The sequence below is a fragment of the uncultured Fibrobacter sp. genome, from assembly GCF_947166265.1.
GTDB lineage: Bacteria > Fibrobacterota > Fibrobacteria > Fibrobacterales > Fibrobacteraceae > Fibrobacter.
The window spans coordinates 49254-74339 of sequence record NZ_CAMVDO010000009.1; the positions used below are offsets into that span (position 1 = coordinate 49254).

The window sequence follows — 25086 nt, forward strand, 5'->3', positions numbered from 1 at the left end:
ATTCTTCAAGATAACTTTCTTGCAGACAATCCAAATATGTCTTTTTACTTTATTTTCGTCAAGGCGTATAACTTTTCGTAAGGGTAAATTCCCGAATTGTGGCCGTCGCTAAAGGTGAGGCCCGCCGCATAGCGACCGATAGACTGCACCTTGACAAGCGCAATATCGGAAGGCACGGTAGATTCATCCAAAAGCTTTTCACCCGTATGTTCGTCAACACACAGGGCGCAGGGGCACGCAAGCCTCAAATCGCGAACGGGACACGCTCCGCGAGAACCGTCATTCCATTCAAAGCCAAGACGACCATCCTTTGTCCTGAAAACTTTTTTAGGCTGGATCATACATCCTCCTCGGGAAGTTCCGCGAATTCGTAGTTGAACGTCTTGAGCACACCGTCACCTTCGGTCTTGAATACCGCGAGCGTACGCACCATGGCATCGGCAGCCTGCATAAACGACTTGGCCGATTCCGAATTCGGGTAGCGCAACACGGCAGGGGTTCCCTGGTCGCCACAGTCGGCAACGGCAGGTTCGAGAGGCACCTTCGCAATCACGGGCACTCCCCAGCTTTTCGCAATGCGCTCTCCACCTCCTTCGCGGAAAATGTGATGCGCCTTGCCGCACTGGTCGCAAATAAAGTAGCTCATGTTTTCAACGACGCCCACCACCGGAACTCCCACGGAATCAAACATGGCAAGTCCCTTGCGGCAGTCGGCCAAAGCCACTTCCTGCGGAGTCGTTACCACAACGGCCCCAGCCATCGGGCAGTTCTGCGTAAGCGTCAGCTGAATATCGCCCGTTCCTGGAGGAAAGTCTACCAGCAGGTAGTCAAGCTTTCCCCAACGCACATGATGAATAAAGTGCTGGATCATCTGCGACACCATCGGGCCGCGCCAAATGGTCGCCTTGTCGGAATCGGCAAACATGCACATCGAAACGATGCTGATGCCACCCTTCGCTTCGACCGGGGCAATCGTATTGTCTTCAAAAACTTCGGGAGCTCGGTCGATACCGAACATGAGTCCCATGCTCGGGCCATAAATATCGGCATCCAGAATTCCCACGCGGGCACCGGAAAGACTGAGCGCCATCGCGAGGTTTGCCGTCACGGTCGATTTTCCGACACCGCCCTTGCCACTAGCAACCGCTACCACGTGCGCCACATCGCCAATGTAAGAGACCTTTGGAGCCTGCGAGGCCGTATTGGAATTTTCCACGCGGCCTTGGGCGGTAAACGTCACCTGCACATCGGAGGCACCGAGAGACTTCACAATCGCAATGCACTGGTCCTTGAACTTGTCACGGATAGGACACGCGGGCGTCGTAAGGCGCAGATCAAAACTCACCTTGTCGCCTTCAATTTTCAAATTCTGAACAAAGTTCAGTTCGACAATGTTCTTGTGCAGGTCGGGATCTTGAACCGCCTGCAGGGCCTTGAGTATCGTTTGTTCGTTCAGTTGCATAATATGTTTATGACCCTACATCGAGAATTTCGGCATTCGGAGGAGGTGCGTCATGCAAGGCGGCCATTCCTCTTCGTAGTGGCTCACCAGGATAATCGTCGTCTCCTTCGAAAGTAGCTGTAACAGGTTGAAAATCTTTTCGCGGTATTCTCCCTTGAGACCTTGCGTCGGTTCATCGAGCAACAGCACCTTGGGAGGCCTAATCGCCGCACGAGCCATCAGAACCACTCGCTTGTCAATCGGCGACAAGCTACGGTAACGGGCGTCAACATCTTCGAAACCGAGATAATTGAGCCATTCCTTCGCCTTTGCACGTTCTTCCCAGGTGGTATTTTCCGCCTTGCAGAGATTCGACGTAAAGCCTGTGCACAGGACCTCGGACAAGCTCAAGTCCTCGCGGTACTGGAGCGCCAGTTCCGGCGAGAAGAATCCGAGTTTCGCCTTGTGTTCCCAGATGTTCAGGCCATGCCCCGGGCGTTCCCCCAAAAGCGTGATATCGTTCTTGTAAATCTGAGGATGGTCTGCCGTGAGCATTCCAAGGAGTGTACTCTTGCCAGCACCGTTCTCGCCCATGACCGCCCAGTGTTCACCCTTACGGACTGTCCAGTTCAGGTTCTTGAGCACGAGCGTATCGCCAAATTGAACGTTCACGTTTTTCAAGTCAAAAAGGATTTCCGGGTCCGAAGTATCGGGAGAGCCAAGATCAACAATCTCGTAGTCCTTGAGTTCCTTCTTGGTGTACTTGGGCGCCGCCATTTCACGCGGAAGTTCACCCACGTACTGAGAGAAAGTCTTGTTTGCATACACAAACGCAGGGATGTCTGGAAGAAGCTCATCTTCACGGGCCAAGCGCACAGCCACCTTCAGGCCCGGGCGTTTCGAAAGCGCCACCACACTTGTCGCCAAATGCCTGCGGTACTCCGGATCAAGCCCTCCGAACAGATCGTTGAAATACACCCATTCCGGCTTTTCCATCCACATGCGGGCCAAAAGTACGCGACGCAGTTCCCCGTTCGAAAGGCTCAGCAGTTTACGGTCCAAGATTTCGACCGACAAATCCGCAATCGAAAGCGCCTCATCCAACTTCACGGGGTCCGTCTCGGGCCATGCCATATCATCGATATAGCGGTCCGTCTGCAAGAAGAACTTTTTCTTCAAGAGCAGATGACGCACCAGCGGAGCTTCTTCGTCGTGCAGGCTAATAAAGCGTTGCTGAAAAAAAGGCGCAAGTGCATGCTGAATTTTACGCTGCATCGCCTCCGACATCGTGGAGACATTTTCCTGCTGGTTCAAAAAATGAGTAATGACCCGATCCAGGTCCTCGCCTTCGGTGCTGAAAATCTGCACCCGCGGAAACATTTCGATCAAGGCCTCAAAACGCTTGAATTCCATATTTCCAAAAATAGCAAAATTGACAAGGGAGAAAACGCCCTCCCGCTTTTTAGCGGGAGGGCGTTGGGAGGTGTTTTAGGTAAAACTAGAACTTGTTGAAGAATTCCCAAGTGGTCTCAGGAACCCAAGATCGTTGCTGTCCCGGATCCTTATGATCCCAAATGTGACCGCCAGACTGCGTACACCAGCGAACCGGGAAACGTTCCTCGACCGTTTTGTAGTCGTAGCACTTATGCGGAGAATTGCGCGGAGCTTCTTCTGCCTGCTCATTTTTGGCCTGGCCACCTTCAGAATTGAGCGTCAAGATGATGTCGCGGGCGCTGCGGCCCATTTCAGGAGTACAGAGGTTGTCATCGAGCCCCAGAACGCCCATCCAGCCGATTCCCTTATTTTCACGCTGCGGGAGCCATATATTCCGTTCAGCCGTTTCGTACACTGCAACGGCTCGGAGTACATCCTGATGGTTCCAGGAAAGACCGTTACTGAACATGGAACCGTAGCTGAAGCCCGTAGAGAACACGCGACTAGAATCGATGCAAAGATTGCTCTGCAAGTCTGCCAGAAGTTCATCGAAAAGTAGGTAGTCATCTTGCCCCCACGGAGCCTGGTTACCGTTACCTTCGGGAGCCACAAAAATCGTCGTTTTCTCGGTATCGAGCGGTTTCAGGCCATAGTAGCCTTCCTGTTGCACGCCACCGGCCCAGCCGCCCATGCAGTGCATACCGAACACCAAACGGTAAGGTTTGTTGTTGTCATAGTTATCGGGAATATCGATGCGGATGGTGCGCTTACCCTTGCTCCACTGAAAATCGTAGCTGCCGGACTTTACGCGATTCCAAGTCTTGCCACATCCACGGGTAGGAACGGGATCGTTCTTGAGCCCCCAGCCGTACGCATACTGCGGAGTAGACTTTGTAAGCTTGAGCGAAAGCGTAGTATCCAAATTCGAAAGGCTTACGGTAAGCGTATCAAAGCCCTCTGCAACCACGCGAAGATTGTCGGATTCGCCTTCCTTTTTAAGAGCGTTGCGGGTACTTGCCGGTTTGCCCGCAAATGCAGCGCCATAATTACCACGGGAAGTAAAGCGGATATCCCTTTGGACAGAGCCAATCTTTACACGGGCATAATAGGCTCCCTGCGCCTTGACGCAAGCCTGCAAATCAAGGCTTCCATTGCCATACAGGGTTTCATTCAGCAGGCGGTTGCCCATCATATCAAAAATCTGCACCTGGACGGGTTCGCTAGAACGCTGCGAAAACGAAAGCACCCCGTTATTCACGCTAATATAGCCCGGCATCACTCGACTCATAATCGATTCTGTCGACGAATCCTGATGCAAGCTAAATTCGCCATTAGCATCGGTCTGCGTCGAAAGACCGTTCTGCAAAAGCGAAACCGAAGCGCCACTAACGGCAGCCCCCTCAGAATCACTGACCTTGCCCGAGACGGTAAAAGCATTCGCCGATACCGCCATGGCACAGGCCAGAGCAAAAGGTTCCCAAACACTCTTTTTCATAGAAACTCCTTATGACTGTATCTGTGAATATATCTCTAAAAGCAGAAACTATTCCACAAAAGACAAGCGTTTTCATGGACAATTAGTCAAAGAAGTTTTTCCATTTTTTTACACAAACTAAATATCAAACCATTAACAATAGTTTACAAAGACTTTCATAGCTTTCGACCGTATTTTCAGGCGTGAGCGGCAACAGGTTTACCGGTTTTCCAAAGCCACAAAGGAGCGTAATGCAATCGACACCGGCATTGCGGGCCGCAAGAATGTCCGGTTGGTCATCCCCCACCATCACCGTTTCTTCTTTCGATACCCCCGCCATCTCGATAATCTTCAGGAGACCCGCGGGACTTGGCTTTCGTTCAGGCGTCGTATCGCCGCAAAGGATAAATTCAAAGCGGTCGCGGAGGTGAAAATGTTCGAGGATCTTTTCGCTCGGGCGAAGCGGCTTGTTCGTAAGCATCGCCACTCGGACTGTGGTGCGGTTCAGGAAATCGACTATTCCCGGATTCGGGTGCGTACGCTCGGTACAGTGTTCCCAGTAAAAATCCGAATAGACCTTGTGAACCATTTCAATGGTTATGCCCGTGCGAGCCATATTTTCAGGGAGCGCCGCCTCCCCCATGCTACGCTCGATCAACTTCATCGAACCGTTTCCAATAAAAGTCCGCACACGCTGTTCGTCATGTTCCGGGAGGCCGAAATGACGCAGCGCATAATTTACCGCCACGGCAAGGTCGCCTAGGGTATTGAACAGCGTACCGTCGAGGTCAAATACAATGAGGGATTTCTTTTGGAGCATGGCGCGCCCAAATGTAGAAAATTACCGTATAAATTCCATTTCAACAAGAAAACGGTAAAAGCAAAGCGCCGACACCCCCAGAATAAATACGACGACGATAACAAACTGCACCGGATGCTCGTGAAAGTCATAGTCCGCCTTGCCGTAGGAAAACTTTCCACGGACAACGGCACTTACGAACAGCGCCAAAAACAAAAGGGACAACAGCAAGGACATATAAGCGAAAATATAATAATAGTCGCTCACTCCAAAAATTATATATATTACAATTATCGAAAAGAGGTGGAAGCATGATATTGTTCAAGGAAAACGCATATTTAACTGACGAGCAAATCTACAACTGGATTGGAGAGGCCGAAAGCGCCTACAAGCAGGTCGCCAAGAAAAGAGCCGTCAACACAACCGCATTCAGACTTTCACTGGAAGAAATCCTCTTACGTTTTCGCGAACTATACGGAACAGGTAGCCGTTGCCGCCTATACGGCACCAAAAGTTTCGGAAACATCCGTTTCGAAGTTTCACAAAAGGGCCCCTACCACAATCCACTTGACATCGATCAAGAAAACGACCTGTCCTACGACATTCTCGTTCGCTTGAACATGCGGCCCAATTACGAATACAAGAATGGCATCAATAAAGTTTCTATTCCCGTCCCGCTCAAGCCCCGTAAAAACGCGCTCCTCATAAGCATTTTCATTTCCGTACTTCTAGCCCTGTTGACCTGGTTTTCCTCTTCGTTTATGCCCGAAACGGTGCGTAACGAATACTTGATTCCAACCATCAGCAATTCATTCGATAAGCTCTCCTCCGTATTTTCGGAACTGGCGACGCCACTTGTATTTTTCGCCGTGGTTTCCGGAATCTGCGGCATCGGAGGGGTATCCACCTTCGGTAAGCTAGGCGGAAGCCTCCTCAAGCGCATGATGGGTACATACTTTATCGCCATGATAGCCATGGTGGTCGTGGGGGTTGCCATAGGGCTTGTCCCCACCCACGCCGCAAGCGAAGGCGGCAACATTTTCTCCGACTTGCTGAAACTTGTACTCGACATCATCCCGAGCAATCTCATTACGCCCTTCCAAACCGACAACGACATGCAGGTGATTGTCATCGCAATCTTTATCGGTATCGTCTTGCTTTTGCTGGGCGACAAGGTCCGCATCGTCCGAAAATTTTGCGACGAGGCCGGAAGCATTATCAACCAGATGATGGCTTTTGTCTGTAAGACTCTTCCCCTATTTGTTTATCTCGGCGTCACAAACCTTCTCCTGAGCAATATGCTTGGACAAGTGTACCTGGTATCGCGCATCTTTGTCATTTCGCTTGCCGGGGCCGCAATCACCATCGGAATTACCATCGCCCGCACCCTATACGTTACCAAGCAACCCTTTTCGAAACTTTTCTCGGCCCAGTTACCATCGCTACTAATAAACCTGACAACCAGTTCGCAGATGTCCGCCATGCCGGAATCCATGAAATGCTGCAAGGAAAAATGGGGCATCGACCAGAAGTTTACCGATTTCGGTCTGCCGCTCGGCGTCGTTTTCTATATGCCCAACGGGGCTATCATGCTCGGAGCGATCGTCTGGGTTCTCACGGACATTTCCCTAGGAGCAGTCGACATCATTGTACTCTTGAAGCTCGTCCTCGTCTCAGTCATTATCGCCATTGCAGCGCCCCCTATTCCGGGTTCTGCATTCGCCGTCTTGCCGATTCTTTTTTCAGCCTGCGGAACGAACTTGTCGATGATGCCCCTGGCCGTGATTATCGGATCTACCGTCGGTTACCTACTACCCGCCATGAACGGCTTCTGCCTGCAACTTGAGCTACTGATGACCGCCAAGAAAGCAAACCTCATTCGTAAAGAGGATCCCCCAGCGGAGCCTTCGACATAAAGCGTCGACTCCATCATTTTTCGGAATAAAGTTCCTTCAATTTTGCGGCAACTTCGGGAAAATAGCGTTCATCGACCGCGAAAGTCAACCAGCCTTTTTTGAAAACAAATCGGCAATTGCCGTTTTTGTCGTACTTTATTTTACGGGGTGCAGTCTTTTCGAACAAAAAAGATTTTTCACCAAAATGAGTGCAAAGCACGAACTTATCACTGAACCACTTTATTTTGAGAACTGCTTTCACACCGTCATACACGACACAGAAATAGCCAAATACAAATATAGCGTAACATGCAATAAAAAGAGCATTTTCCCAAGGGAAAAAGAAAGCTATGAAAGAAGCGCCAACAAGGCCTACTGCAATCCTGCTTTTTCCGCCAATATTCACCAATGGTTTATAAATCACATATTCAAGCCCTTCATCCTGCACCACATCCTTTTCCGCCAACTTATCCAAAATTTCGCATAATTTTTGGACCACATCCGGATAATCACTATCAGACACTTGAAAAGTTTTTCCGTCTTTCTTGAAGACAAAAAGCCGTTCGTTCCATCTATCAACACTGGCCCCGTTTTTCATCAACTCATCAAAGGGAATGTCCTTTTCGCCATAACGGGTACATAGAACAAATTTATTCTTGAACCACTTTACTTTCAAGACCTTTTTTGAAAGAATAAAAGCCATATAAAGAAAAATGATTGCTGCGCCAAGAAAAATCAAACGCAGTGGCAGCGGAACATCGGCAAAGAAGCCACAAGGCCATGCGATACCATAAAACAGCACCAGTCCCAACCAAAAGGCGATTCCCAATATATTCAAGACATGCTTGGCCCTGTTCAGCTTGAATTCCGCACCTTCATAAAAGACTTTGCCATCCCATTCAATCTCGCCTTGCTCTCTCTTTATAACAGAGACCTTCTTGGGAGCAGTATTCTGCATCTCCTTACCATAATTCGGATTGGGTGCATCGCACCAAAGACAGCGAGGCATATCGTCTTCGTATTTATCACCACATTTCGGACAAATCATGAAAGCACCGACAAATTTCAAAATTTCTCATATCCGCGGTAGACTACGTAAATGGTGAAATCATCTTCACCGTCCGGGCCCTGTTTATTCAGATAATTCACCGTATGCCAAGGGTGGCGAATTTCGCGCACATAAGACAAATCCTTGTCTTCTGGCGGAACGGAATCCTTTACAGACTCTTTCCATTGAGAAAGCGAATACAGATTTGAAAGAGTCAATCGACCTTTTGCATGCTCATACTCAATTTTATAGCAAGGTCCTTGAATCACGTAGGCATTCGGTGTACTGATAATACCTCGCTCCACTCTATGCGTCGGACATAGGCTAGAATCTGCCATCGGATGGAAATATCCCAGCGTATCAAAACAGTAGAATGTGGAATCCGTTCGAGTGAAAGAATAAAAGAAACAGCTCTCATCCTCAGTCACTCTTGCAGACTTCGGTAACCTGGATACATCAAAGGTGGTATCGTTACTGTAAGCCGTCAAGTCGGTTTTGGGAGGAAGATTAAAAGTAAAGGAATCCCCATAAAGTTCGTATATATTGACATAGGCAGAAAGGTCTATATCGAAGGATTTTTCCTTGTATTCTCGATCCACCAGAGTAAAACGCAGGTGATCGTCTTCACCGAGAGGAATTTCGGCATGATAACCTAAAACTCTTCCATTAACGAAAACTTCTAAATTCGACGGTTCCTCGTACTTGCTTTTTTGAGGCAAGTGATGAAGCGTTTCGTCATCACCATACTTGATACTATCGACACAAAAGGTGCTTTGTTCCGAAACATCTTCGTCGGGAAGGTAGGCACAATCAACCGTATAAAGCCACGCCACGCGCAATGAATCATCCGCATGCAACTCGACAGCAAACGATGTCGGACGATGACGGATTTCCGTAGAAGGCAGACACTTATGCGTATCACAATAACTTTCTTCTGGTTCAAAACTTTTAAGACAACCGATTAGTCCCAAACTAAGGCTTAACAATAAAAAACAAATATAACGATTCATAAAATTTCTAGTCCGAGATAAATTTTCGCCATATTTTAAGTAAATTTCCCAAAAAAATATATATTAAAGAATGACCAAGCCAAAAAATAGTAAGACATCATGCATATTTAAGGGGGCTTTATGAAAAAATTTTTGATTTCGATGTTCATTTTGTCTACGTTAGCTCTTATGGGATGCACAACCTCAAACACTCGCCCCCATATTGATAAAGTGAGCGTATCTGCGTCTGATGCCCCTGAAGTTCATGGACTTAACGCAAATGGGAACCCGCATTCAGCCATGTTGCGAGTCAATGGAAAGATTGGCTATTCTAAACAAAAAGATGAAAATGTTAAACCAAGTGGAAGCTACAAGTTGTGGTACGAAATGGGAGGCGTCGACGTTGCCGGCAAAATGGACGCTTTGTACAAAATAGATCATTTTGTAATTGGCGGAGGATTTGGCATAGATGACGGAATATTTTACCACTTTACGTCAGGATGGAATTTTTCGCATTTTGAATTGGGAGCCTTTTTAGGCATTTTTAATCAGCTCTATAATGTTCAATATAGCGGAAAAAAATGTGAGGCAACAAAAACAAGAGACATTTCATTAGACGGTCTTGTTTTAGGGAGTGAAGAATACTGCACCTCATACACTCCGTTTGAAGAAGACAAATATAAATTTGGTTTCGACCCATTTTTGGGAGTGTTTGCGGGAACGTTTATTGATAAATTTTTTGTTAATTACAGCCTGAGTTTTTATACAAGTTACCTTGAAATAGAAAGCAAATCACTGGACATGCCACTTGTAATCTCTCATTACTTTAACTTGGGCTATAGATTCAACAAGAAATTCGATTTTAGCATTGGTACCGTTTTGACTAAAGCGGATTCTAAAAAATCCGAATGGGTATACGGTATAAATGCAGGAATAAGTTATTTTCTTTTATAGTTTCAACAGTAATTTCTTGTTTTCCAACAGGCCGTCGTTATCGAAGCGAACGGTCGGATTCTTGCCGCTCTTAAAGGCGTCTTCGCTTTCGTAGAGTGAAAGAGCCACGAAAACACCCGGCTGGTTTGCGACACTCACCTTCCCCACGGGGGCTTTATACGTAAAGGAGAAATCCTTTGAAGCACCGTCCTTGAATGTAGCCTTCGGAATGCGAACCATCTCGCCGATTGGCGCAAGAGCCTTGCCCGTACTATCCACGAATTCTGCCACCAAATAGACATCGAAGAAGCACGGAGCTACGCCAGTATTCTTGACGGTAATGTTCAGTGTGCTTGTTGTATCCTTGGAGCTTATGACAGTCTCCAGTTCCGCTTTCGTTACAGTAAAATTGTATCCGATGACCTTGCTCATGGAATCGGCAAGAGCTTTGTTGTCCTTATAAAAATTGTAACCGCAATCGCTGTCCTGGTCTAGAACGTAGTAAGTCAAGTGGGCCGTAGTAATCGCGTCCACCCAACGCTGCGGAGTCCACTTGAGATAGCCTCCGGGAATCACATCGGTGTAATTCAGCATGGTAGTATAGCCGGCTATATTCTCGGCGATAGTCGGCAAGTTGGCCTCGTAGGCTCGCACTAGAGAATCCGGCCTGCCGGGAATGCCGATGAATCCGTCGTCACGCTTGGTTATGCCCAGTTTAAGCGCATGCGTATACACCTCGCCCATGCCGCTAGAAGGCAACACCAGCTGAGTTTTCTTGAATACGGAGGCGTAGTAATCCAACAAATCCATCTCTATCGAATCAGACGGCATTTCACTTCCATCCAAATGGGATGCATGCCACTCGCCCCATTCACCAAAGGTGCGGATGTCAATGTATTCAATTCGCGGGTCGCCATCATATTTTTCTGCCAGAGCCTTGGCAAATTCCTTCGCATAGTACAGGTAGACCGAGTCATCCCAGACAGGAACGGTGGCGCGGTAGCCGTTCCAATCCAAGGTGGCAGAGACCTTCTTCGCCCCCGATTCGTAGACGAAGGACGGAGTCCAGTCATATTCCTCTTCGGGCGTGTCGCTGCTTTTGATATACGACGGAGAATACGGCAGCACACGCAGGGCATAGCCCATGTTGCGTTCGGCAAGAGCGTTCAGCAGTTTTTCCAGTTCCGTCCAGTCGAAAACGCCCTTAGCCGGGTTCAGCTTGTTCCACTGCTGGTAACCGGAACCGTACGAGACCAAATCCCACGCCCTGTTGTTCAGGGAACCGTAAGGACCGTATTCGAACTCCGGCACGAACACCCAGGCGCCACCCGTCGGGACCGTGAATCCCTTGTGCGGGTTAGAAATCGGGCCGTCGAAACGCTTGAGGGCGTAAGTGATTTTTGTGGTGTCGGCAGCAAGAACCGCGGAAGTTTCTTTTTCGTCATTGCGAGAACTCGAAGAGGGAGCTAACCACGAGTTCGACGAAGTGGCAGCAATCCTTGAAGAACTTGACTCCACAACAACCGAGGAGAGCGCGAGATCCGAAGAACTCGACTCTTCAACGGCACAGCTTTCTGTATTCTCGGGTCCGGAGCTGTTCGAGTCATCGCCACAAGCGACGAACAGCGCCGCCGCGGTCATCAGAACAAACTTTCCAAGAAATTTGCTAAAAGGTTCCGTCATAATTTAAGTATAACAAAATATTTTTGCGAACATCGGGGCATTACAGAATTCCCTGCAACTCCAGAATGACTCCTAAGGAGGGCAAGACTGTAGGCAGGTGGGTACCGTCCCCATTGGCTAGTATTATAATCAACTCAAACTGCGTATTTTATAAAAATAAGACACCCCTTGCGTTTCTCAAAAGTTTTTATTATATTAGAAAACAGGACTTTTGACTAACGGAGAGGGTTTCATGAAAATTGAATACAGGAGCAGAGAATTAGAATTATGCGCAATAGACGAAGCGTATGCCTTACGGCGCATGGGCAAAAAACGGGCGACATGCTACAATTTGCGAATAAAGGCAATCAAATATGCCGAGAACTTTGAAATTCTGAAGACTGTGCCCGGAAATTTCCATGAACTTGTGGGCAACCGCAAGGGCCAATGGGCATGCAGCCTTGACCAGCCTTATCGTCTTATAATCAAAGGCGCAGAACCGAACGAATTTGTTATCTGGGCAGAACGGCACAATGCCGAAATTATGGAAATCGTAGATTATCATTAGCAGAGGTAAACATGCAGAAGAATAAGGAAGCTATCGTTTGGGGAATTACCCCGCCGGGAGCGTTTCTTGAAGAAAAACTTCAGGAAATGGGCCTCGATGTCAATGATTTTGCAGCGCGTATCGGCTACACGCCTAAAACAGTGAACGAAATTCTGAAAGGCAAGTGCAACATAACTATCGAAGTCGCACATTCCCTAGATTACGCCACCGGAATCCCGGTCAGTTTTTGGCTTAACGCCCAAAAAGGGTACGAAGAAGAACTTATGAGACTTCAAGTCAAAGAAGCCGTCAAGAACCAGGCCGGTTGGCGCAAGTTCTTCCCTATCGGTGAACTCAATCCGCGCACATGGATCAAGGACTTCAACAACAAAGAAGACGGCGTGTCGCCCATCCTCAAGTTCTTCGGGGTGGCAAGCCCCAAGGCGTGGGAAAATTACTACTACAAGAACCGCCTGAAGGTGGCCTTCCGCATCTCGCTGGCCGAAACCGAAGACCCGTACGCGGCCTCCGTGTGGATGCGCCGCGGCGAAATCCTCGCCGACGAAATCAAGATGGAAAAGCAGAACGACAAGAAGCTGCGTTCCGCCATCAAGAAGGCAATGCCGCAATTCGTGGAACTGGCCAAAAACGATGTTGCCGCGTGGGAAGATTTACGCCGCAAGAAGGCCTTGCCCAAGCCGAAGGTGGGCGAAGACTTCATTGACGACGGCATGCACAAGCTGCAGGAACTGGGCGCAAAGTTCGGAATCAAGGTACTCTACGCGCAGAACTTCAAGTCGGCGCCGATTCATGGCATGGCCCGCTGGTACAAGGACATTCCCGTCATCCAGCTTCACGACCGTTTCAAGGACCGCAATGCATTCTGGTTCACGTTCTTCCACGAGCTCGGCCACATCGCGCTCCACGGCAAGAAGGACATCTTCATCAAGAACGTCTATTACGGCAACAAAAACCAGCAGAAGGACGACGAGGCAAACGCATTCGCGCAAAAATACATGACGCAGGCAGGGCTAGAAGTCTAGGGAAACAAGGAGCGCAGTATGGCACAGGCAACAGTTTCCGCACGCATCGACAGCAAGGACAAGGAAAGTTTCGATAAGTTCTGCAGCAATGCAAGCGACATCGAAGCCCTCAAAAAAGGCATCGAACAGCTGAATGCCGGCAAGGGAATTGTAAAGACCATAGAAGAACTGGAGGCGATGGAGAATGGCTAAAATCGCTTTTTCGGAAGCCGCAGAATCGACGACGCAAACCGTCTGATTTATCGAATCAACGACGAATTTATCGACATTCTCTCGTGCAAAGGCCATTACGAGAACGTCTGACTAGGAAGGACGAAGCCTTTAAGTCAGATTGTTGCTTTTTTGTCATGCCCGTGCAAGCGGGCTTTCTTTTCCCCAAAAAAATTATATATTTATTCTTGAAAATAGAGTTTTCTCTTATTCTCAGCTAGAAATCTCGACAGTTTCCAGATATAGAGGATAGGACGAACGCTCACGTCTGCGGCAATTCTGTTGCCGTATCGTTTTGCTATAGGCAAATTGTATTTGCCTTTTAGTTACGCGACCTTTATTGGGGCGTGAGTTGTTTGTGTTTATTTGTATCGGGCAGTCGAGAGCCTCTAGCTGGTAAATACATTCAACTCCACGCCTTTTTTATTCAAAAAAATGGGTTGATTGCTGAATAAGGGTGAACTCGTACCGGAGTTTAACTCTTGTTCTTAGCTAGAAATCTCGACAATTTCTGATACAAAGAATAAGACTATGCTCGCCTACGCCTTTGTAATATATGGGTGTAGTGTATCCTGAGTGAATAGTATTCGCTCGGGTTTATTAGTCATGCCATTGCGAACCTGTAAAGGAGAAGCAATCTCTTGACTCATATTGCGAGTTTTGTTCTTTGAAATGTCGTGCGTTTTGGCACTTGCGAGAGTGACTCGTTCACTTTCAGTAAGGAGTCAAATAAAATGCCCGCCATTTTACGAGCTGCCAATCCATGGACACAAAAAAGCATCGACTACGCAGCAAACCTCCCCTATCTAGATGATTTGTACACAGTCTATCCTGTGGTACACGAAAATGTACGCAGAATAGATGAAAGAATCATGCATCGCGTTGAAATGTACTTTAACGAGAGAGATAATTTCAATCTAATAGCCTCTCTGTTGGATTTAGACCTGTTTCCTGTAAAAGACAGTTATATTCCCTTCTTACGAAAATCAAAAGACGCCATTAGAAGAAATCCACAAATAATCAACCGCATCTGCGGGGATCTCTATGAAATGGGATTCAGGGAGCTCTATAAAAGATGCACCGAACCCAAAGAAGCCAATCGTCAAATGGGTCCCATGTTTCGCAATTGGCTTAATTCTGGGGCTTTAGGAATTAGACCTGTTCCTGAATCAGTTTTTGTTCGTAGTACAGGAAATGCAATTCTTGATGGATCCGACAGCTCAATGATGGATTATGCTAGACGGAATTTCGGATACAACCGAGAAAAGGGGCTTGATTTCATAGCTCGATATAACGGCCGTTATGTTATTGGCGAAGCAAAATTCATTTCTGATTTTGGTGGTCATCAAAATTACCAGTTTGTGGATGCTATTGCGACAATTGAATCTCCCCTTAGAAATAACGATGTCGTAAAAATCGGCATAATTGATGGTGTTCCTTATATACGGAATAACGGGAAACTTTTTCTTAATTTGATCAGGACAGAATACAACATTATGTCGGCTCTTGTACTTCGTGATTTCCTGGAGTCGCTATGAAAAACACTCTCATAAAAGGCGACAACATAGATTCACTGGTGTATATCCGTGATAAGATGAAATTACGCGAATCTATTGATTTGGTCTATATTGATCCTCCTTTTGCAACGGGAGGTGAGTTTAAAACAGATTCTAATGGACGTGTAGCTACAATTAGTAGTTCGTCATCCGGTAAAATAGCGTATTCTGATAAATTAACTGGTTCGGCTTTTATTGAATTTTTGCGCGAGCGGATTCAAATCATATATGATCTTCTCTCTCCGCAAGGTTCATTCTATTTACACATAGACTATAAAATTGGTCATTATGTAAAGTGCATGCTTGATGAAATTTTTGGAATTGAAAATTTCAGGAATGATATAACAAGAATAAAATGCAATCCGAAAAATTTTTCAAGAATTGGCTATGGCAACATAAAGGATATGATTCTATTCTACACAAAAGGAAAGAATCCTATCTGGCACGAGCCAAGAATTCCTATGTCAGAAGAGGAAATTGTAAAGTTATATACAAAAGTTGACAAAAACGGAAGACGCTATACAACTGTTCCAATCCACGCTCCTGGCGAAACAAAAGATGGAAAATCTTCGCAAAAATTCAAAGGGATTTTACCCCCTCCAGGAAGGCATTGGAGATGTAGTGTGGAAGAACTAGAACAATTAGATAAAGATGGTTTAATTGAATGGTCTGCATCGGGAAATCCGCGTAAAATCAACTATGCCGATGAACATCTGACCAAGAAGTTGCAAGATATTTGGACTTTCAAGGATTCTCCTAATCCTATTTATCCGACAGAGAAAAATCACGAAATGTTGCAAACAATTATTAAGGCGTCCTCCAATGAGGATTCCATCGTGATGGATTGCTTTGCCGGCTCGGGAGGCACTTTAGTTGAAGCAAGCAGGTTGGGCCGCAAATGGATTGGCGTTGATAAATCAGATATAGCAATTGAAACCATCAAAAAGAATCTTGAAAATAACGGTTTCTTTGCTAATGAATCAATGTATAAATATATTGAAATTTAGCTTGTAAGTTGTTAGATAATTCGTGGGCATTGCAAAAACCCCTGCGGCTCAGCCATGACAATTCGCGCAAGCATGATTGTCACGGCATTCGCCTTTTGGGGTTTTAGGGGCGGAGCCACTAGGCGTGGGGGTAGCGGAAGACACGGCCGTGCCGTGGCTGAAGCGAGGGGGATACCTCCCCCTTCTATATTTTTTTCTAAATTTACCCGCATGAAAAAATACCACTTGGCCACATACGGCTGCCAGATGAACGAGTACGACTCGGCGATGATTGCCCAGGAGCTCGACATGTGCGGTTGCGTCGAGACGAGCAACCAGGAAGATGCCGACTTTATCATCGTGAACACCTGCAGCGTGCGCGAAAAGGCCGAGGAAACCGCCATCGCGAACATCAGCAAGCTCAAGTACCTGAACAAGAAGAACCCCGACGTGAAGGTGGTCGTTTGCGGCTGCATGGCGAAGAATCGCGGGCCGGAACTTTTGAAGCGCCTGCCTAACGTGAGTTACATCGTGGGGCCGGACCAGTACAAGAAAATTCCGGAGTTACTGCTGGGCGACGCCAAAAGTCCCTTGCACCTGACACACCACAAGATGTTCATCGACGAGGACCAGAGCGAAAACTACCTGGGCGAATACGCAAAACTCCAGAACGACTTCACCACCTTCGTGGCTATTCAGCGCGGATGCAACAAGCGCTGCAGCTACTGCATCGTACCGTACCTGCGCGGGCCGGAAAAGTACCGCGACATGAATGACGTGCTCGCCGAAGTCCGCAAGGCCGCCGACAAAGGTATTACCGAGGTGACGCTGCTGGGCCAGACGGTGAACGCCTACAAGACCGAAGGCGGCAATTTTTCCGACCTTCTCACGAAGGTCTCCGAAATCGGGGGCATCCGCCGCATCCGCTTTACGAGCCCGCACCCGAGGCATTACACGAACGAGCTCATCGACGTGCTGCTGAACAACCCGAAGGTCTGCCACTACGCGCACATTCCTATCCAGAGCGGCTCCGACGCCATGCTCAAGAAGATGCGCCGCCAGCACAATATGGAGCAGTACCTCTCGATTATCGAACAGCTGCGTAGCAAGGACCCGTTCTATGGGATTTCGACAGACGTGATTTGCGGATTCGTGGGCGAAACCGAAGAAGATTTCGAGGCGACCCTCAAGGCATTTGAAACCTGCCAGTTCGACTCTGCGTTCATGTTCATCTACAGCCCGCGCAAGGGCACGGAATCGTACAAGGAAACCGAGACACTCACCGAGCAGGAAAAGCAGGAACGCCACACACGCCTCGTGGAACTGCAGAATGCCATCACGCTCAAGAGGAACCAGATGATGCTCGGCCGCACCGAGGAACTTCTGGTCGAAAAAAATTCTGCTCGCGACGAAACGGAACTGCGCGGCCGTACCGACAACTTCAAGAAGGTGATTTTCAAGCCCGAAGAAGGCCGCATCGTGAAGCCCGGCGACTACGTGAAGGTGAAACTCGACGACATTCGCGGGTGGACGATCCGCGGGACGCTGGTGTAAGATGTGAGGTGTGGGGCCGCGCCTTCGGCACTTTGAGTTATGAGGTCGGGACTTCGCCCCTTTGAGGTTCGCTAGAGAGAAATTTGAGGTAAAGAAGATGAAGTTTTGGAATGTTCGCGGGATTGCGTTTGCATTGCTTTCTGTTTTTGCAGCAAGCGCATTTGCACAGACGATGGCGGACGCGCAGAAGGCATACGTTGCAGGCAACTGGAAAGAAGCGGCGGCAGCCTACGAGGCCGCATGCCCCAAGGAACCCGACTCCGTGCGCGCCGAATGTTACCTATGGAACGTTCTCGCCCTTTCGCAGACGGGGAGTGCCCAGTCGTTCAAAGTTGCAGGCAAACGCCTGGACAGCCTTATCCAGACGACCAACCCGCAACGCGCCATCTATGCCGACCTCATGATGACAAGCGCCCAGTTCAGGCTCTACCTTGGCAAGTACGAAAAAGCCGCCGAAGACCTGATCCAGGCGATCGAGACCTCGCATCCGCACCAGGCCGTCGTTCTCCAGAAAGTGTGTCAGGCCGTCAAGGCAAAAGTCAAGTCGGACGACCTCAACGACCGTTGCAACCTGCTGAACAACCCCGATTCGCTCAAGGCGCTCCAGACAGCAAAGGCCGATTCCGCAACGGCAAATTCTGCACCGACGACCACACCGGTGCCGTCCGCAGTAGCACCGGCGGAACCCACCGTAACACAAACCGCAGCAAGTACTCCCGCCGAGTCAGCCCCGAAAAAAGATTCTGTCACGACCAAGGTAGTCCAACCGGCTCCGGCGGTTGCCCCCACCCAGGAATACTGGACACTCCAATTGGGCGCTTTCGGAACAAAGTCAAACGCAGACCTTCTGGTAACAAACCTCAAAAAACAGAAAATCACCTGCACCATTGTCGAACAGCCACGGGCAGAACGGACTCTTTACCTTGTCCAAACAGGACGGTTCGACTCCAAGGAACAGGCGGTCGACTACGCCGCAAGCAAACTTGCTCCCTTAAAAATCGAATACCAGCCCCTTCTGAAAAGGTAAATTTGCACAAAAAAGGGTATTTTTCTCTTATATCCCCTGCAAAAAAAGAGAAATTGTTCTATATTTGAACAAACCCCCGAGCCGGGGTGGTGAAATTGGTAGACGCGCCGGACTCAAAATCCGGTACTCGCGAGAGTGTGAGGGTTCGATTCCCTCCCCCGGCATTACAACCTGAAGGATGAAATTAATGGCGAATTGGTGCAAGATTCTCTCAACAGTGTTGCTGTGCGGCTCCATTGCGTTCGCCCAGTTCGATGACGAATCTTCCGAAGACTCCTATTCATACGGGGCATCCGAAACCGAAGACTCCTTTGCCGACAACAATGACGAAGCAAACGTCGGGGAAGCCAAGGCTTCCGGTGACGAATGGCAGGGTTTCAACTACGAAGAAATGGGACTTACCCAGTGGGAATTCCAGCAAGCCAAGGAAGAAGGCGTATCTAGGGACAAGCTTACGAACCTTGTTGAAATGGGAATTCGCCCTTCTGAATATCTCCAGAAGCCCTGGGAAAAGCTCGGCGTTTCCGAAGAAGAATGGATCAGTCAACGTTCCGGTGGTTTCGAAGATGCAGACATCGACCGCTCCTACCGCAATAACGCAGGCGATCAGAGCTACGCTTACCTTTCCTTGCTGATTCCCTCGCTTTACCAGTGGCACAAGAATGAATCCATGAAGGCCATTTGGATGGACGCCCTGTGGGTCGGTAGCGTTGGAGCTACAGTCTACATGGCAGCCGACGGAAATACAGCCTGGTGGTACGGTCTTCTTTTTGTTGCCGCGGCCCATATCTGGTCCTTTGGTGATGCATTCTTCAGCTCCCAGTGGGACAGCAACCCGGACGCAAACCGTTTCAGCTACGGAATCCTCCCCACTCCTGAAAAGGGCGTTGCAGGATTCTTCAACGTAAAATTCTAAGCGCATCATGCAGCTAGAATTACTCAAAAGCAAAATTCATCGCGCAACCGTAACCGACGCAAACCTCAACTACGAGGGCTCGATTACCATTGCCCGCGATTTGATGGATGCAGCGAACATCCTCCCCTTCGAAAAAGTCGGCGTACTTGACGTGAACAACGGTTCCCGTCTGGATACTTACGTAATCGAAGGCCCTGCCGGTTCTGGCGTAATCTGCTTGAACGGTGCAGCAGCCCGCTTGGTCCAGCCCGGCGATTTGGTGATTATCGTCGCCTACGCCACCATGAGCGAAGACGAAGCCAAGTCGTGGAAACCCACCGTGATCCACGTGAACGCCAAGAACGAAATCGTGTAATAATTCGTATCTCGGATTTCGGCGTTTATTTTCAAACCCTCAGAATCATCCTTTTTCTATATTCATTATATGCGGTGGATGTTTTTTGTGGCATGTATGGTAGCAACGGTAGCCTTCGCGGAAAGTCCTGCGAAGACAGATTCGGTTATTGCCACGACCGTCCAAAGAGACACCGTTACCGCAAAAGCAACCTCCGCGGCCTCTGTTACTGCGACAGCCCCCGCAGCAAACACAACCCCGAAAGACACGATTGTCGACACGGTGTATGTAATTCCCGATGACGGCATTCCCTGGAACCGTGAGCATTTTGACCCCGAACGCCTAGTGCGGCACGAGACATTCGACCCCGCGCTCAAAGTCGCCTACACCTACTCGGTGAGCTTTATGGGCGGAAGCTTCGGGACATTCGCCCAGCAGAGCTACATGGCGCATCTCGCCTACGAATTTTCTCCAGAGCTTCACTTGTACGCAAATGTGGGACTCTGGATGCCACTTTATTCCAACTTCCGTTTCGGCACTCCGATCGCCAAAGAAGACGTGCGCCAAGGCAATGTCGACGTCATCATTCCCGATGTAACGCTAGAATACAAGCCCAACGACAATATGAGTTTCAGGCTGATGTTCGTAAACGGAAACGACGCCTTCAAGGCGTATGGCCCTTACCGCCACTTCTACGGCGGATGCCCCTGGAGTACACCTTATTACTGTAGGTAAGGGATGCCGATCAGAGAGAGACTTTTAAGCATCCATTTTTGCGAAATCGTATGAATTTTCCGAGTTTTTGGCGATAATTACAGCTGTTTTTCGCCAAAACACATTTTTTAACGCTCATTTTCAGCATGGGGGCATATAAATTCCACAAAAACGTCCTGTTTATACGCCCTTGCACTCAAAAAAATCACATAGCAGCACTCCCATCACCATTGGGGGCATATAAAAACATCGCAAACGCCCATTTTATACGCCCCGGACACCCCTGCGAGTAACATTTCTTTACAGACAAATTCAAAAAGGGCATATAAGACACATAGAAAAACAATTCTTATATGCCCCGCCAGCTAAAAAGCGCACCTTAACTAGTTTACTTAGCCATTGCTGAGGCGAACCAGTCATGGATCGCAGAGCAATGACGTTGCAATAAGCAACAAACAAGACTAAACGGGCACAGAAAAAAGAACAACTGCTTCTGAAAAATATTTTTCCTGCAACAAATAGCACTTGAATACTAGACGAAATAACGAAGTTACCAAAGGTAACTTACTAAAAGTAAGTTGAAATTTTCTAAATTTCTATCAAAGAATGTACCTTCATTTTTCGAAAGCACGCTCGTTTGCATCGGCCGCCGCGACGGTGGTTTCGCTGTTGTTTGTGGCAACGGCGTTTTTAGGGTGCGAAGAGGAGCAGAAGAAGGCGCCGGTAGAAAAGGTGGTACGCACCTACAAGGGCGATGTTGAGGTGCTGAACAGCTGCGGAATGCAGGGGGCGGCCGCTAAGATGCGCTCCTACCTGCGCGAAAACGGATTTGACGTCGTAAGTTCTAGAAACGATAGATTGCAGAACTACGATGAAACCGTGCTGGTACTCAGGAACCCCGAGTGGGAAGGCGCCAAGGCACTCGCCCGCGCACTCAAGACGAAGAACGTGCTCGTGGTCCACAGCAGCCGCGCAGTCGTAGACGCCGCCGTGTACATCGGCAAAGACTTTGAACAAATAATAGAACCCGAACAGGGAGAAACAGATGACAACGAATAAGCAAGAACTTCCCCAGTCCGTCCAAATGGGCGCAAGCATTTTGTTTGAGCTGCGCGCCCAGAACGTGCAGCTGATTGACCTGCGCGGCATCAAGGATGTCACGGATTATTTCCTCGTGGCAACCTGCGAAAGCGAAGCCCAGATGCAGGCTATTCTGAACGAACTCCGCAAGGAATTCAAGGCGAACAAGCTCCCGTCCGTGGGCGTGGAATACAAGGAAGGCGTGCGCTGGGCCGTGTTCGACGCCGGCCTCGACCTGATGGTCCACCTGTTCGAAGAAGAAAAGCGTAACGAGATTTCGCTTGACCGTCTGTACGCCGACGGCAAGATTGTGGAACTCGACGAAAATGACTTTGTAAAGACCACCGACAAGAAGGCCGACGACAATGAACTCGTTTGAGCAAGAAATCGCAGAAGCGCTCGCCGCCACCGGTTCCTTCGAAAAGGAAGCCGCCCTCAAGCTTATCTCCGTGCCGCCTGATACCACGCACGGCAACTTCACCATTCCGTGCTTTTCGCTCGCGAAGGTGATGCGCAAGGCCCCGAAGATGATTGCCGAAGACTTGGCCGCACAGGTGAAGCTTCCGGCAGGTCTTTCGAAGGTCGAAGCCGTGAACGGTTACCTGAACTTCTTTATCGACCGCGGATTCCTCGCGAAGTCGACTCTCGAAGAAATTGCCGCGAAGGGTTTGGAATATGGTCACGCCGCATCGAACGGGAAGGTCGTCTGCATCGACTTCAGCTCCCCGAACATCGGTAAGGAACTGGCCTTCCACCACCTGCGTTCGACGATGATCGGCAATTCCCTCTCCCGCATCTACAAGGCCGCGGGCTACAAGGTGGAACGCATCAACCACCTCGGCGACTGGGGTACCGCTTTCGGCAAGCTCATCGTGATGTACCTCCGCGAAAATCGCCCCACCGACGACGCCACGCTCGATAGCCTGACCGTGAAGGAACTCAACATCCTTTACGCAGCCTTCTCCAAGGCATCTAAGGAAGAGCCGAGCCTCGAAGACGAAGCGCGCGCCGCATTCACCAAGCTCGAACAGGGCGACGAATTCTACCGCAAGCTTTGGACAGCTTTCCGCGCCGCAACGCTCAAGGAACTCATGCGCATCTACGACATGATGGGCGTGGGCTTTGACCACTACACCGGCGAATCCTTCTTCGAAGACAAGATTCCGGCCATTCTCGACGAACTCCGCGAAAAGAACCTGATGGTGAAGAGCCAGGATCTGGACGTGGTGATGCTGGACGAATTCGACCTGAACCCTTGCCTGATCCGCAAGAGCGACGGTTCTACCTTGTACGCCACCCGCGACCTCGCCGCCGCTTGCTACCGCAAGAAGGAATACAACTTCGACAAGTGCCTTTACGTGGTGGACCTCGGACAGGCGCTCCACTTCAAGCAGGTGTTCCACGTTTTGAAGAAGATGGGCCGCGAATGGTACAAGGACATGTACCACATTCCGTTCGGCGTGATCCTGCAGCTGGTCGACGGCAAGTGGGAAAAGGGCAAGACCCGTACGGGTACCGCAAGCCTGCTTCGCGACGTGATTGAAGCCGCCCAGAAGAAGATTCTCGAATTCATCGACGCGAAGAATCCGGAACTCGAAAACAAGGAACTTATCGCTCGCCAGATCGGTATTTCCGCGCTCACCTTCAACGACTTGAAGAACAGCCGCCTGAAGGACGTGCGTTTCGATTGGGATGCCGTAATGAGCTTCGAAGGCGATACGGGTCCGTACGTGCAGAACGCCCATGTGCGCCTCTGCAGCATTATGCGCAAGGCCGGCATTGAACGCGCGGACCTCGCCGCCGCAATCAAGGACGTGAACTTTGCCGAACTCGGCGACGATGCCGCTTACAGCCTCATCAACATCCTGTCGAAGAAAGGCAAGAAAATTCTGGATGCCGTCGCCGGTGACGAACCAAGCGTTCTCGCCCAGTACGCCCTCGAAATCGCAGAAGCCGCGCACAAGTTCATCCACGAAGACCGCGTGCTCGGTTCTGCCGAAGAAAAGTCCCGCCTGTTCTTGGTTCAGGCCACGCAGATTGTGCTCGAAAACGTGCTTGATTTGCTCGGACTCTTCCCCATCCGCCAGATGTAGCAGCGCAGCTTGTGAGGTATGGGCTCGGGCCTATGGCCCTTTGGGCTCGCCTTGCAGAGCAAGGCTTTGAGCAAAAGCAGAAAACGAGAGCTTTAAAGCTCTCGTTTTTCATTTATACGTTTCCCAAAGCGAGGCGCCCCCATAGCTCAAAGGGAGCCTTGGCGACCGACCTCATACCCCTAAAACTAATTACCGTTGATGCAGCGGACAGAGTAGGCGTTATTCTTGCTCGGCACCAGCTGACGAACCATCTGGTCGCTCATACGGCCCATGGCCCAAATCCAGATGGTTTCGTTGCGGCCATTCTGTGCAGACCAGAAGCCTGCGTACTCACCCATGTCTTCGTAGCGGACAATGGACTTGCCCACCATCTTGCGGTAACCCGAAGAGAAAATGGAGAAACCGTATTCATCGGTACCGCCACCACCCTGCCAACCGGTAGTCGCCTTCATCTTGCTTGCAAACTTTTCGCACTTGTCCACGCCTTCGTAGCAGTGAGTCAGACCAACAAGCAAATCCATCCATTCGCGGTCACGCGGCAGGTGCCAACCTTCGGGGCATGCCTTGCGGGCACCTTCAAGGTCATAGAGGCGACCACCACGGGCGCAGTAGGAGTCCTTGTCTTCGTAGCACCAAGAGTGGCCTTCCACGTTGTAGTTCACGTTCTGCGCAAACCATTCACGACCTTCGACCTTGATGGTACGGTACACCTGTCCGTCGCGCGGATCGGTCACCATTCCCGAAACATCGCGCAGAGACGCCCTATGTTCCTGTTCGGCACGGCGGAATTCCACCAGCTTTTCGCGCCTATACTTTTCACGGCCTTCCAGATTGCTCACCCAGGCTTCCTGAGCCTTGGCGTTTGCAAACTTGATTCTCAGATCACCCACGGCATAGAGTTCATTGCCACAGGCAAGGTCTACACCGGCGATATTAATGATCAGTTCGTCACCACCAAAGTTGCGAGGCTTGTTGAAGTACGAAATCCATGCTTCCATGGTTTCATTGCACTTTTCGTAAAAATGTTCCTTTTCAATCTTGTCGGCAGGAACCGTCATATTGCCCGCCACCGAAAATACGAACAAGCTATCGTTCACCTTGAAAGAGACCGGCTGAACTTCCTTATAGTGCGTGTACTTGCCAAAACGGATATTACCTTCAATCTTTGCCGCGGCGTAATCACCTTCGCCTTCGGCATTGTAGATAGCATCCCATGTTTTTTGGGGAATGGCAAAAGCCTGAACGGCAGCCATACCGCAGGCAACAGCAAACAAGGACTTGAGAGAGAGTATGTGTTTCATTTTTCCTTCTCGAAAAAAAATTTGCACTTTAAAAGTAGAATTTTTTATCT

The 25086-nt window shown here is 49.3% G+C and carries 26 protein-coding genes and 1 tRNA gene; 17 read left to right on the forward strand and 10 right to left on the reverse strand.

Features of this window, described 5'->3' with window-relative positions; genetic code table 11:
• Positions 1–44: 44 nt before the first annotated feature.
• From Q0W37_RS06530 to Q0W37_RS06555, 6 genes are all read right to left on the reverse strand, one after another.
• A complete protein-coding gene (locus tag Q0W37_RS06530) occupies positions 45–341 on the reverse strand; it encodes a DUF971 domain-containing protein (protein WP_297699914.1) in 297 nt (98 codons plus the stop codon).
• Complete coding sequence (locus Q0W37_RS06535; protein ID WP_297699916.1) at positions 338–1462, reverse strand: Mrp/NBP35 family ATP-binding protein; 1125 nt, start codon at positions 1460–1462, stop codon at positions 338–340. The genes Q0W37_RS06530 and Q0W37_RS06535 overlap by 4 nt, the downstream gene beginning before the upstream one ends.
• A gap of 15 nt (positions 1463–1477) precedes the next feature.
• A complete protein-coding gene (locus Q0W37_RS06540; RefSeq protein WP_297699918.1) occupies positions 1478–2854 on the reverse strand; it encodes an ATP-binding cassette domain-containing protein in 1377 nt (458 codons plus the stop codon).
• Positions 2855–2939: 85 nt separating this feature from the next.
• A complete protein-coding gene (locus tag Q0W37_RS06545) occupies positions 2940–4370 on the reverse strand; it encodes an esterase (RefSeq protein ID WP_297699920.1) in 1431 nt (476 codons plus the stop codon).
• Positions 4371–4494: 124 nt separating this feature from the next.
• On the reverse strand, positions 4495–5169 hold the full coding sequence (locus Q0W37_RS06550) for an HAD family hydrolase (protein ID WP_297699922.1): 675 nt from the start codon (positions 5167–5169) through the stop codon (positions 4495–4497).
• A 21-nt stretch (positions 5170–5190) separates the two neighbouring features.
• Entirely contained in the window at positions 5191–5385 is a 195-nt protein-coding gene (locus Q0W37_RS06555; RefSeq protein WP_297699923.1) for a hypothetical protein, read from the reverse strand.
• Between the two features lie 74 nt (positions 5386–5459).
• On the opposite strand from Q0W37_RS06555, the gene Q0W37_RS06560 reads away from it, so the two are divergent.
• Complete coding sequence (locus tag Q0W37_RS06560; protein ID WP_297699925.1) at positions 5460–7064, forward strand: cation:dicarboxylase symporter family transporter; 1605 nt, start codon at positions 5460–5462, stop codon at positions 7062–7064.
• A gap of 13 nt (positions 7065–7077) precedes the next feature.
• Here Q0W37_RS06560 and Q0W37_RS06565 read toward each other — a convergent pair whose 3' ends face one another.
• Positions 7078–8112: a hypothetical protein gene (locus Q0W37_RS06565; protein WP_297699927.1), complete on the reverse strand. Its 1035-nt coding sequence runs from the start codon at positions 8110–8112 to the stop codon at positions 7078–7080.
• A complete protein-coding gene (locus Q0W37_RS06570; protein WP_297699929.1) occupies positions 8109–9101 on the reverse strand; it encodes a hypothetical protein in 993 nt (330 codons plus the stop codon). The genes Q0W37_RS06565 and Q0W37_RS06570 overlap by 4 nt, the downstream gene beginning before the upstream one ends.
• 120 nt (positions 9102–9221) lie before the next feature.
• On the opposite strand from Q0W37_RS06570, the gene Q0W37_RS06575 reads away from it, so the two are divergent.
• Positions 9222–10034 carry a hypothetical protein gene (locus Q0W37_RS06575; protein WP_297699931.1) on the forward strand — a complete coding sequence of 271 codons (813 nt, stop codon included), beginning with the start codon at positions 9222–9224 and terminating at the stop codon, positions 10032–10034.
• On the opposite strand, the gene Q0W37_RS06580 is transcribed toward Q0W37_RS06575, so the two are convergent.
• Complete coding sequence (locus Q0W37_RS06580; RefSeq protein ID WP_297699933.1) at positions 10029–11696, reverse strand: beta-galactosidase; 1668 nt, start codon at positions 11694–11696, stop codon at positions 10029–10031. The two genes, Q0W37_RS06575 and Q0W37_RS06580, sit on opposite strands and share 6 nt — an antisense overlap.
• 232 nt (positions 11697–11928) lie before the next feature.
• Here Q0W37_RS06580 and Q0W37_RS06585 point away from each other — a divergent pair, with 232 nt between their 5' ends.
• The 15 genes from Q0W37_RS06585 to argS all read left to right on the forward strand — a co-directional run bounded on the left by Q0W37_RS06585 (position 11929) and on the right by argS (position 23735).
• The gene (locus tag Q0W37_RS06585; RefSeq protein ID WP_297699935.1) at positions 11929–12243 is read left to right on the forward strand and encodes a killer suppression protein HigA; all 315 of its coding nucleotides are present in this window, start codon (positions 11929–11931) and stop codon (positions 12241–12243) included.
• An 11-nt stretch (positions 12244–12254) separates the two neighbouring features.
• Positions 12255–13265, forward strand: a complete 1011-nt coding sequence (locus Q0W37_RS06590; protein ID WP_297699937.1) for an ImmA/IrrE family metallo-endopeptidase — start codon at positions 12255–12257, stop codon at positions 13263–13265.
• A gap of 18 nt (positions 13266–13283) precedes the next feature.
• The gene (locus tag Q0W37_RS06595; RefSeq protein WP_175547366.1) at positions 13284–13457 is read left to right on the forward strand and encodes a hypothetical protein; all 174 of its coding nucleotides are present in this window, start codon (positions 13284–13286) and stop codon (positions 13455–13457) included.
• Positions 13458–13481: 24 nt separating this feature from the next.
• Positions 13482–13568, forward strand: coding sequence for a type II toxin-antitoxin system YoeB family toxin (locus Q0W37_RS06600; protein ID WP_297700045.1), 87 nt, complete (start codon positions 13482–13484; stop codon positions 13566–13568).
• Positions 13569–14209: 641 nt separating this feature from the next.
• Positions 14210–15013 (forward strand): hypothetical protein, encoded by an 804-nt coding sequence (locus Q0W37_RS06605; RefSeq protein WP_297699940.1) that lies wholly within the window; start codon positions 14210–14212, stop codon positions 15011–15013.
• On the forward strand, positions 15010–16038 hold the full coding sequence (locus tag Q0W37_RS06610; protein WP_297699941.1) for a site-specific DNA-methyltransferase: 1029 nt from the start codon (positions 15010–15012) through the stop codon (positions 16036–16038). Before Q0W37_RS06605 ends, Q0W37_RS06610 begins: the two co-directional genes overlap by 4 nt.
• 210 nt (positions 16039–16248) lie before the next feature.
• Positions 16249–17571, forward strand: coding sequence for a tRNA (N6-isopentenyl adenosine(37)-C2)-methylthiotransferase MiaB (miaB, locus tag Q0W37_RS06615; protein ID WP_297699943.1), 1323 nt, complete (start codon positions 16249–16251; stop codon positions 17569–17571).
• A gap of 97 nt (positions 17572–17668) precedes the next feature.
• A complete protein-coding gene (locus Q0W37_RS06620; protein ID WP_297699945.1) occupies positions 17669–18598 on the forward strand; it encodes an SPOR domain-containing protein in 930 nt (309 codons plus the stop codon).
• 80 nt (positions 18599–18678) lie between these two features.
• Positions 18679–18762, forward strand: a tRNA-Leu gene (locus tag Q0W37_RS06625).
• 23 nt (positions 18763–18785) lie between these two features.
• The gene (locus tag Q0W37_RS06630; RefSeq protein ID WP_297699947.1) at positions 18786–19514 is read left to right on the forward strand and encodes a hypothetical protein; all 729 of its coding nucleotides are present in this window, start codon (positions 18786–18788) and stop codon (positions 19512–19514) included.
• Positions 19515–19521: 7 nt separating this feature from the next.
• The gene (gene panD, locus Q0W37_RS06635; RefSeq protein WP_297699949.1) at positions 19522–19869 is read left to right on the forward strand and encodes an aspartate 1-decarboxylase; all 348 of its coding nucleotides are present in this window, start codon (positions 19522–19524) and stop codon (positions 19867–19869) included.
• A gap of 96 nt (positions 19870–19965) precedes the next feature.
• Entirely contained in the window at positions 19966–20583 is a 618-nt protein-coding gene (locus Q0W37_RS06640; RefSeq protein ID WP_297700046.1) for a hypothetical protein, read from the forward strand.
• Positions 20584–21168: 585 nt separating this feature from the next.
• Positions 21169–21621, forward strand: coding sequence for a LytR C-terminal domain-containing protein (locus Q0W37_RS06645; protein WP_297699951.1), 453 nt, complete (start codon positions 21169–21171; stop codon positions 21619–21621).
• Positions 21608–22021 carry a ribosome silencing factor gene (rsfS, locus tag Q0W37_RS06650; RefSeq protein ID WP_173352226.1) on the forward strand — a complete coding sequence of 138 codons (414 nt, stop codon included), beginning with the start codon at positions 21608–21610 and terminating at the stop codon, positions 22019–22021. Before Q0W37_RS06645 ends, rsfS begins: the two co-directional genes overlap by 14 nt.
• On the forward strand, positions 22008–23735 hold the full coding sequence (argS, locus tag Q0W37_RS06655; RefSeq protein WP_297699953.1) for an arginine--tRNA ligase: 1728 nt from the start codon (positions 22008–22010) through the stop codon (positions 23733–23735). The genes rsfS and argS overlap by 14 nt, the downstream gene beginning before the upstream one ends.
• Before the next feature lie 185 nt (positions 23736–23920).
• On the opposite strand, the gene Q0W37_RS06660 is transcribed toward argS, so the two are convergent.
• The gene (locus Q0W37_RS06660) at positions 23921–25036 is read right to left on the reverse strand and encodes a fibrobacter succinogenes major paralogous domain-containing protein (protein ID WP_297699955.1); all 1116 of its coding nucleotides are present in this window, start codon (positions 25034–25036) and stop codon (positions 23921–23923) included.
• Positions 25037–25086 lie beyond the last annotated feature (50 nt).

What these genes read in the sequence shown, in the direction of transcription:
- panD (WP_297699949.1), top strand. Translation starts at nt 19,522, where the DNA reads ATGCAGCTAGAATTACTCAAAAGCAAAATTCATCGCGCAACCGTAACC.
- Q0W37_RS06555 (WP_297699923.1), bottom strand. Translation starts at nt 5,385, where the DNA reads ATGTCCTTGCTGTTGTCCCTTTTGTTTTTGGCGCTGTTCGTAAGTGCC.
- Q0W37_RS06660 (WP_297699955.1), bottom strand. Translation starts at nt 25,036, where the DNA reads ATGAAACACATACTCTCTCTCAAGTCCTTGTTTGCTGTTGCCTGCGGT.
- Q0W37_RS06610 (WP_297699941.1), top strand. Translation starts at nt 15,010, where the DNA reads ATGAAAAACACTCTCATAAAAGGCGACAACATAGATTCACTGGTGTAT.
- Q0W37_RS06560 (WP_297699925.1), top strand. Translation starts at nt 5,460, where the DNA reads ATGATATTGTTCAAGGAAAACGCATATTTAACTGACGAGCAAATCTAC.
- Q0W37_RS06595 (WP_175547366.1), top strand. Translation starts at nt 13,284, where the DNA reads ATGGCACAGGCAACAGTTTCCGCACGCATCGACAGCAAGGACAAGGAA.
- Q0W37_RS06590 (WP_297699937.1), top strand. Translation starts at nt 12,255, where the DNA reads ATGCAGAAGAATAAGGAAGCTATCGTTTGGGGAATTACCCCGCCGGGA.
- Q0W37_RS06540 (WP_297699918.1), bottom strand. Translation starts at nt 2,854, where the DNA reads ATGGAATTCAAGCGTTTTGAGGCCTTGATCGAAATGTTTCCGCGGGTG.
- Q0W37_RS06570 (WP_297699929.1), bottom strand. Translation starts at nt 9,101, where the DNA reads ATGAATCGTTATATTTGTTTTTTATTGTTAAGCCTTAGTTTGGGACTA.
- Q0W37_RS06530 (WP_297699914.1), bottom strand. Translation starts at nt 341, where the DNA reads ATGATCCAGCCTAAAAAAGTTTTCAGGACAAAGGATGGTCGTCTTGGC.
- Q0W37_RS06620 (WP_297699945.1), top strand. Translation starts at nt 17,669, where the DNA reads ATGAAGTTTTGGAATGTTCGCGGGATTGCGTTTGCATTGCTTTCTGTT.
- argS (WP_297699953.1), top strand. Translation starts at nt 22,008, where the DNA reads ATGAACTCGTTTGAGCAAGAAATCGCAGAAGCGCTCGCCGCCACCGGT.
- Q0W37_RS06550 (WP_297699922.1), bottom strand. Translation starts at nt 5,169, where the DNA reads ATGCTCCAAAAGAAATCCCTCATTGTATTTGACCTCGACGGTACGCTG.
- Q0W37_RS06580 (WP_297699933.1), bottom strand. Translation starts at nt 11,696, where the DNA reads ATGACGGAACCTTTTAGCAAATTTCTTGGAAAGTTTGTTCTGATGACC.
- Q0W37_RS06585 (WP_297699935.1), top strand. Translation starts at nt 11,929, where the DNA reads ATGAAAATTGAATACAGGAGCAGAGAATTAGAATTATGCGCAATAGAC.
- Q0W37_RS06645 (WP_297699951.1), top strand. Translation starts at nt 21,169, where the DNA reads ATGTACCTTCATTTTTCGAAAGCACGCTCGTTTGCATCGGCCGCCGCG.
- Q0W37_RS06605 (WP_297699940.1), top strand. Translation starts at nt 14,210, where the DNA reads ATGCCCGCCATTTTACGAGCTGCCAATCCATGGACACAAAAAAGCATC.
- Q0W37_RS06545 (WP_297699920.1), bottom strand. Translation starts at nt 4,370, where the DNA reads ATGAAAAAGAGTGTTTGGGAACCTTTTGCTCTGGCCTGTGCCATGGCG.
- Q0W37_RS06640 (WP_297700046.1), top strand. Translation starts at nt 19,966, where the DNA reads ATGGTAGCAACGGTAGCCTTCGCGGAAAGTCCTGCGAAGACAGATTCG.
- Q0W37_RS06630 (WP_297699947.1), top strand. Translation starts at nt 18,786, where the DNA reads ATGGCGAATTGGTGCAAGATTCTCTCAACAGTGTTGCTGTGCGGCTCC.
- Q0W37_RS06535 (WP_297699916.1), bottom strand. Translation starts at nt 1,462, where the DNA reads ATGCAACTGAACGAACAAACGATACTCAAGGCCCTGCAGGCGGTTCAA.
- miaB (WP_297699943.1), top strand. Translation starts at nt 16,249, where the DNA reads ATGAAAAAATACCACTTGGCCACATACGGCTGCCAGATGAACGAGTAC.
- rsfS (WP_173352226.1), top strand. Translation starts at nt 21,608, where the DNA reads ATGACAACGAATAAGCAAGAACTTCCCCAGTCCGTCCAAATGGGCGCA.
- Q0W37_RS06575 (WP_297699931.1), top strand. Translation starts at nt 9,222, where the DNA reads ATGAAAAAATTTTTGATTTCGATGTTCATTTTGTCTACGTTAGCTCTT.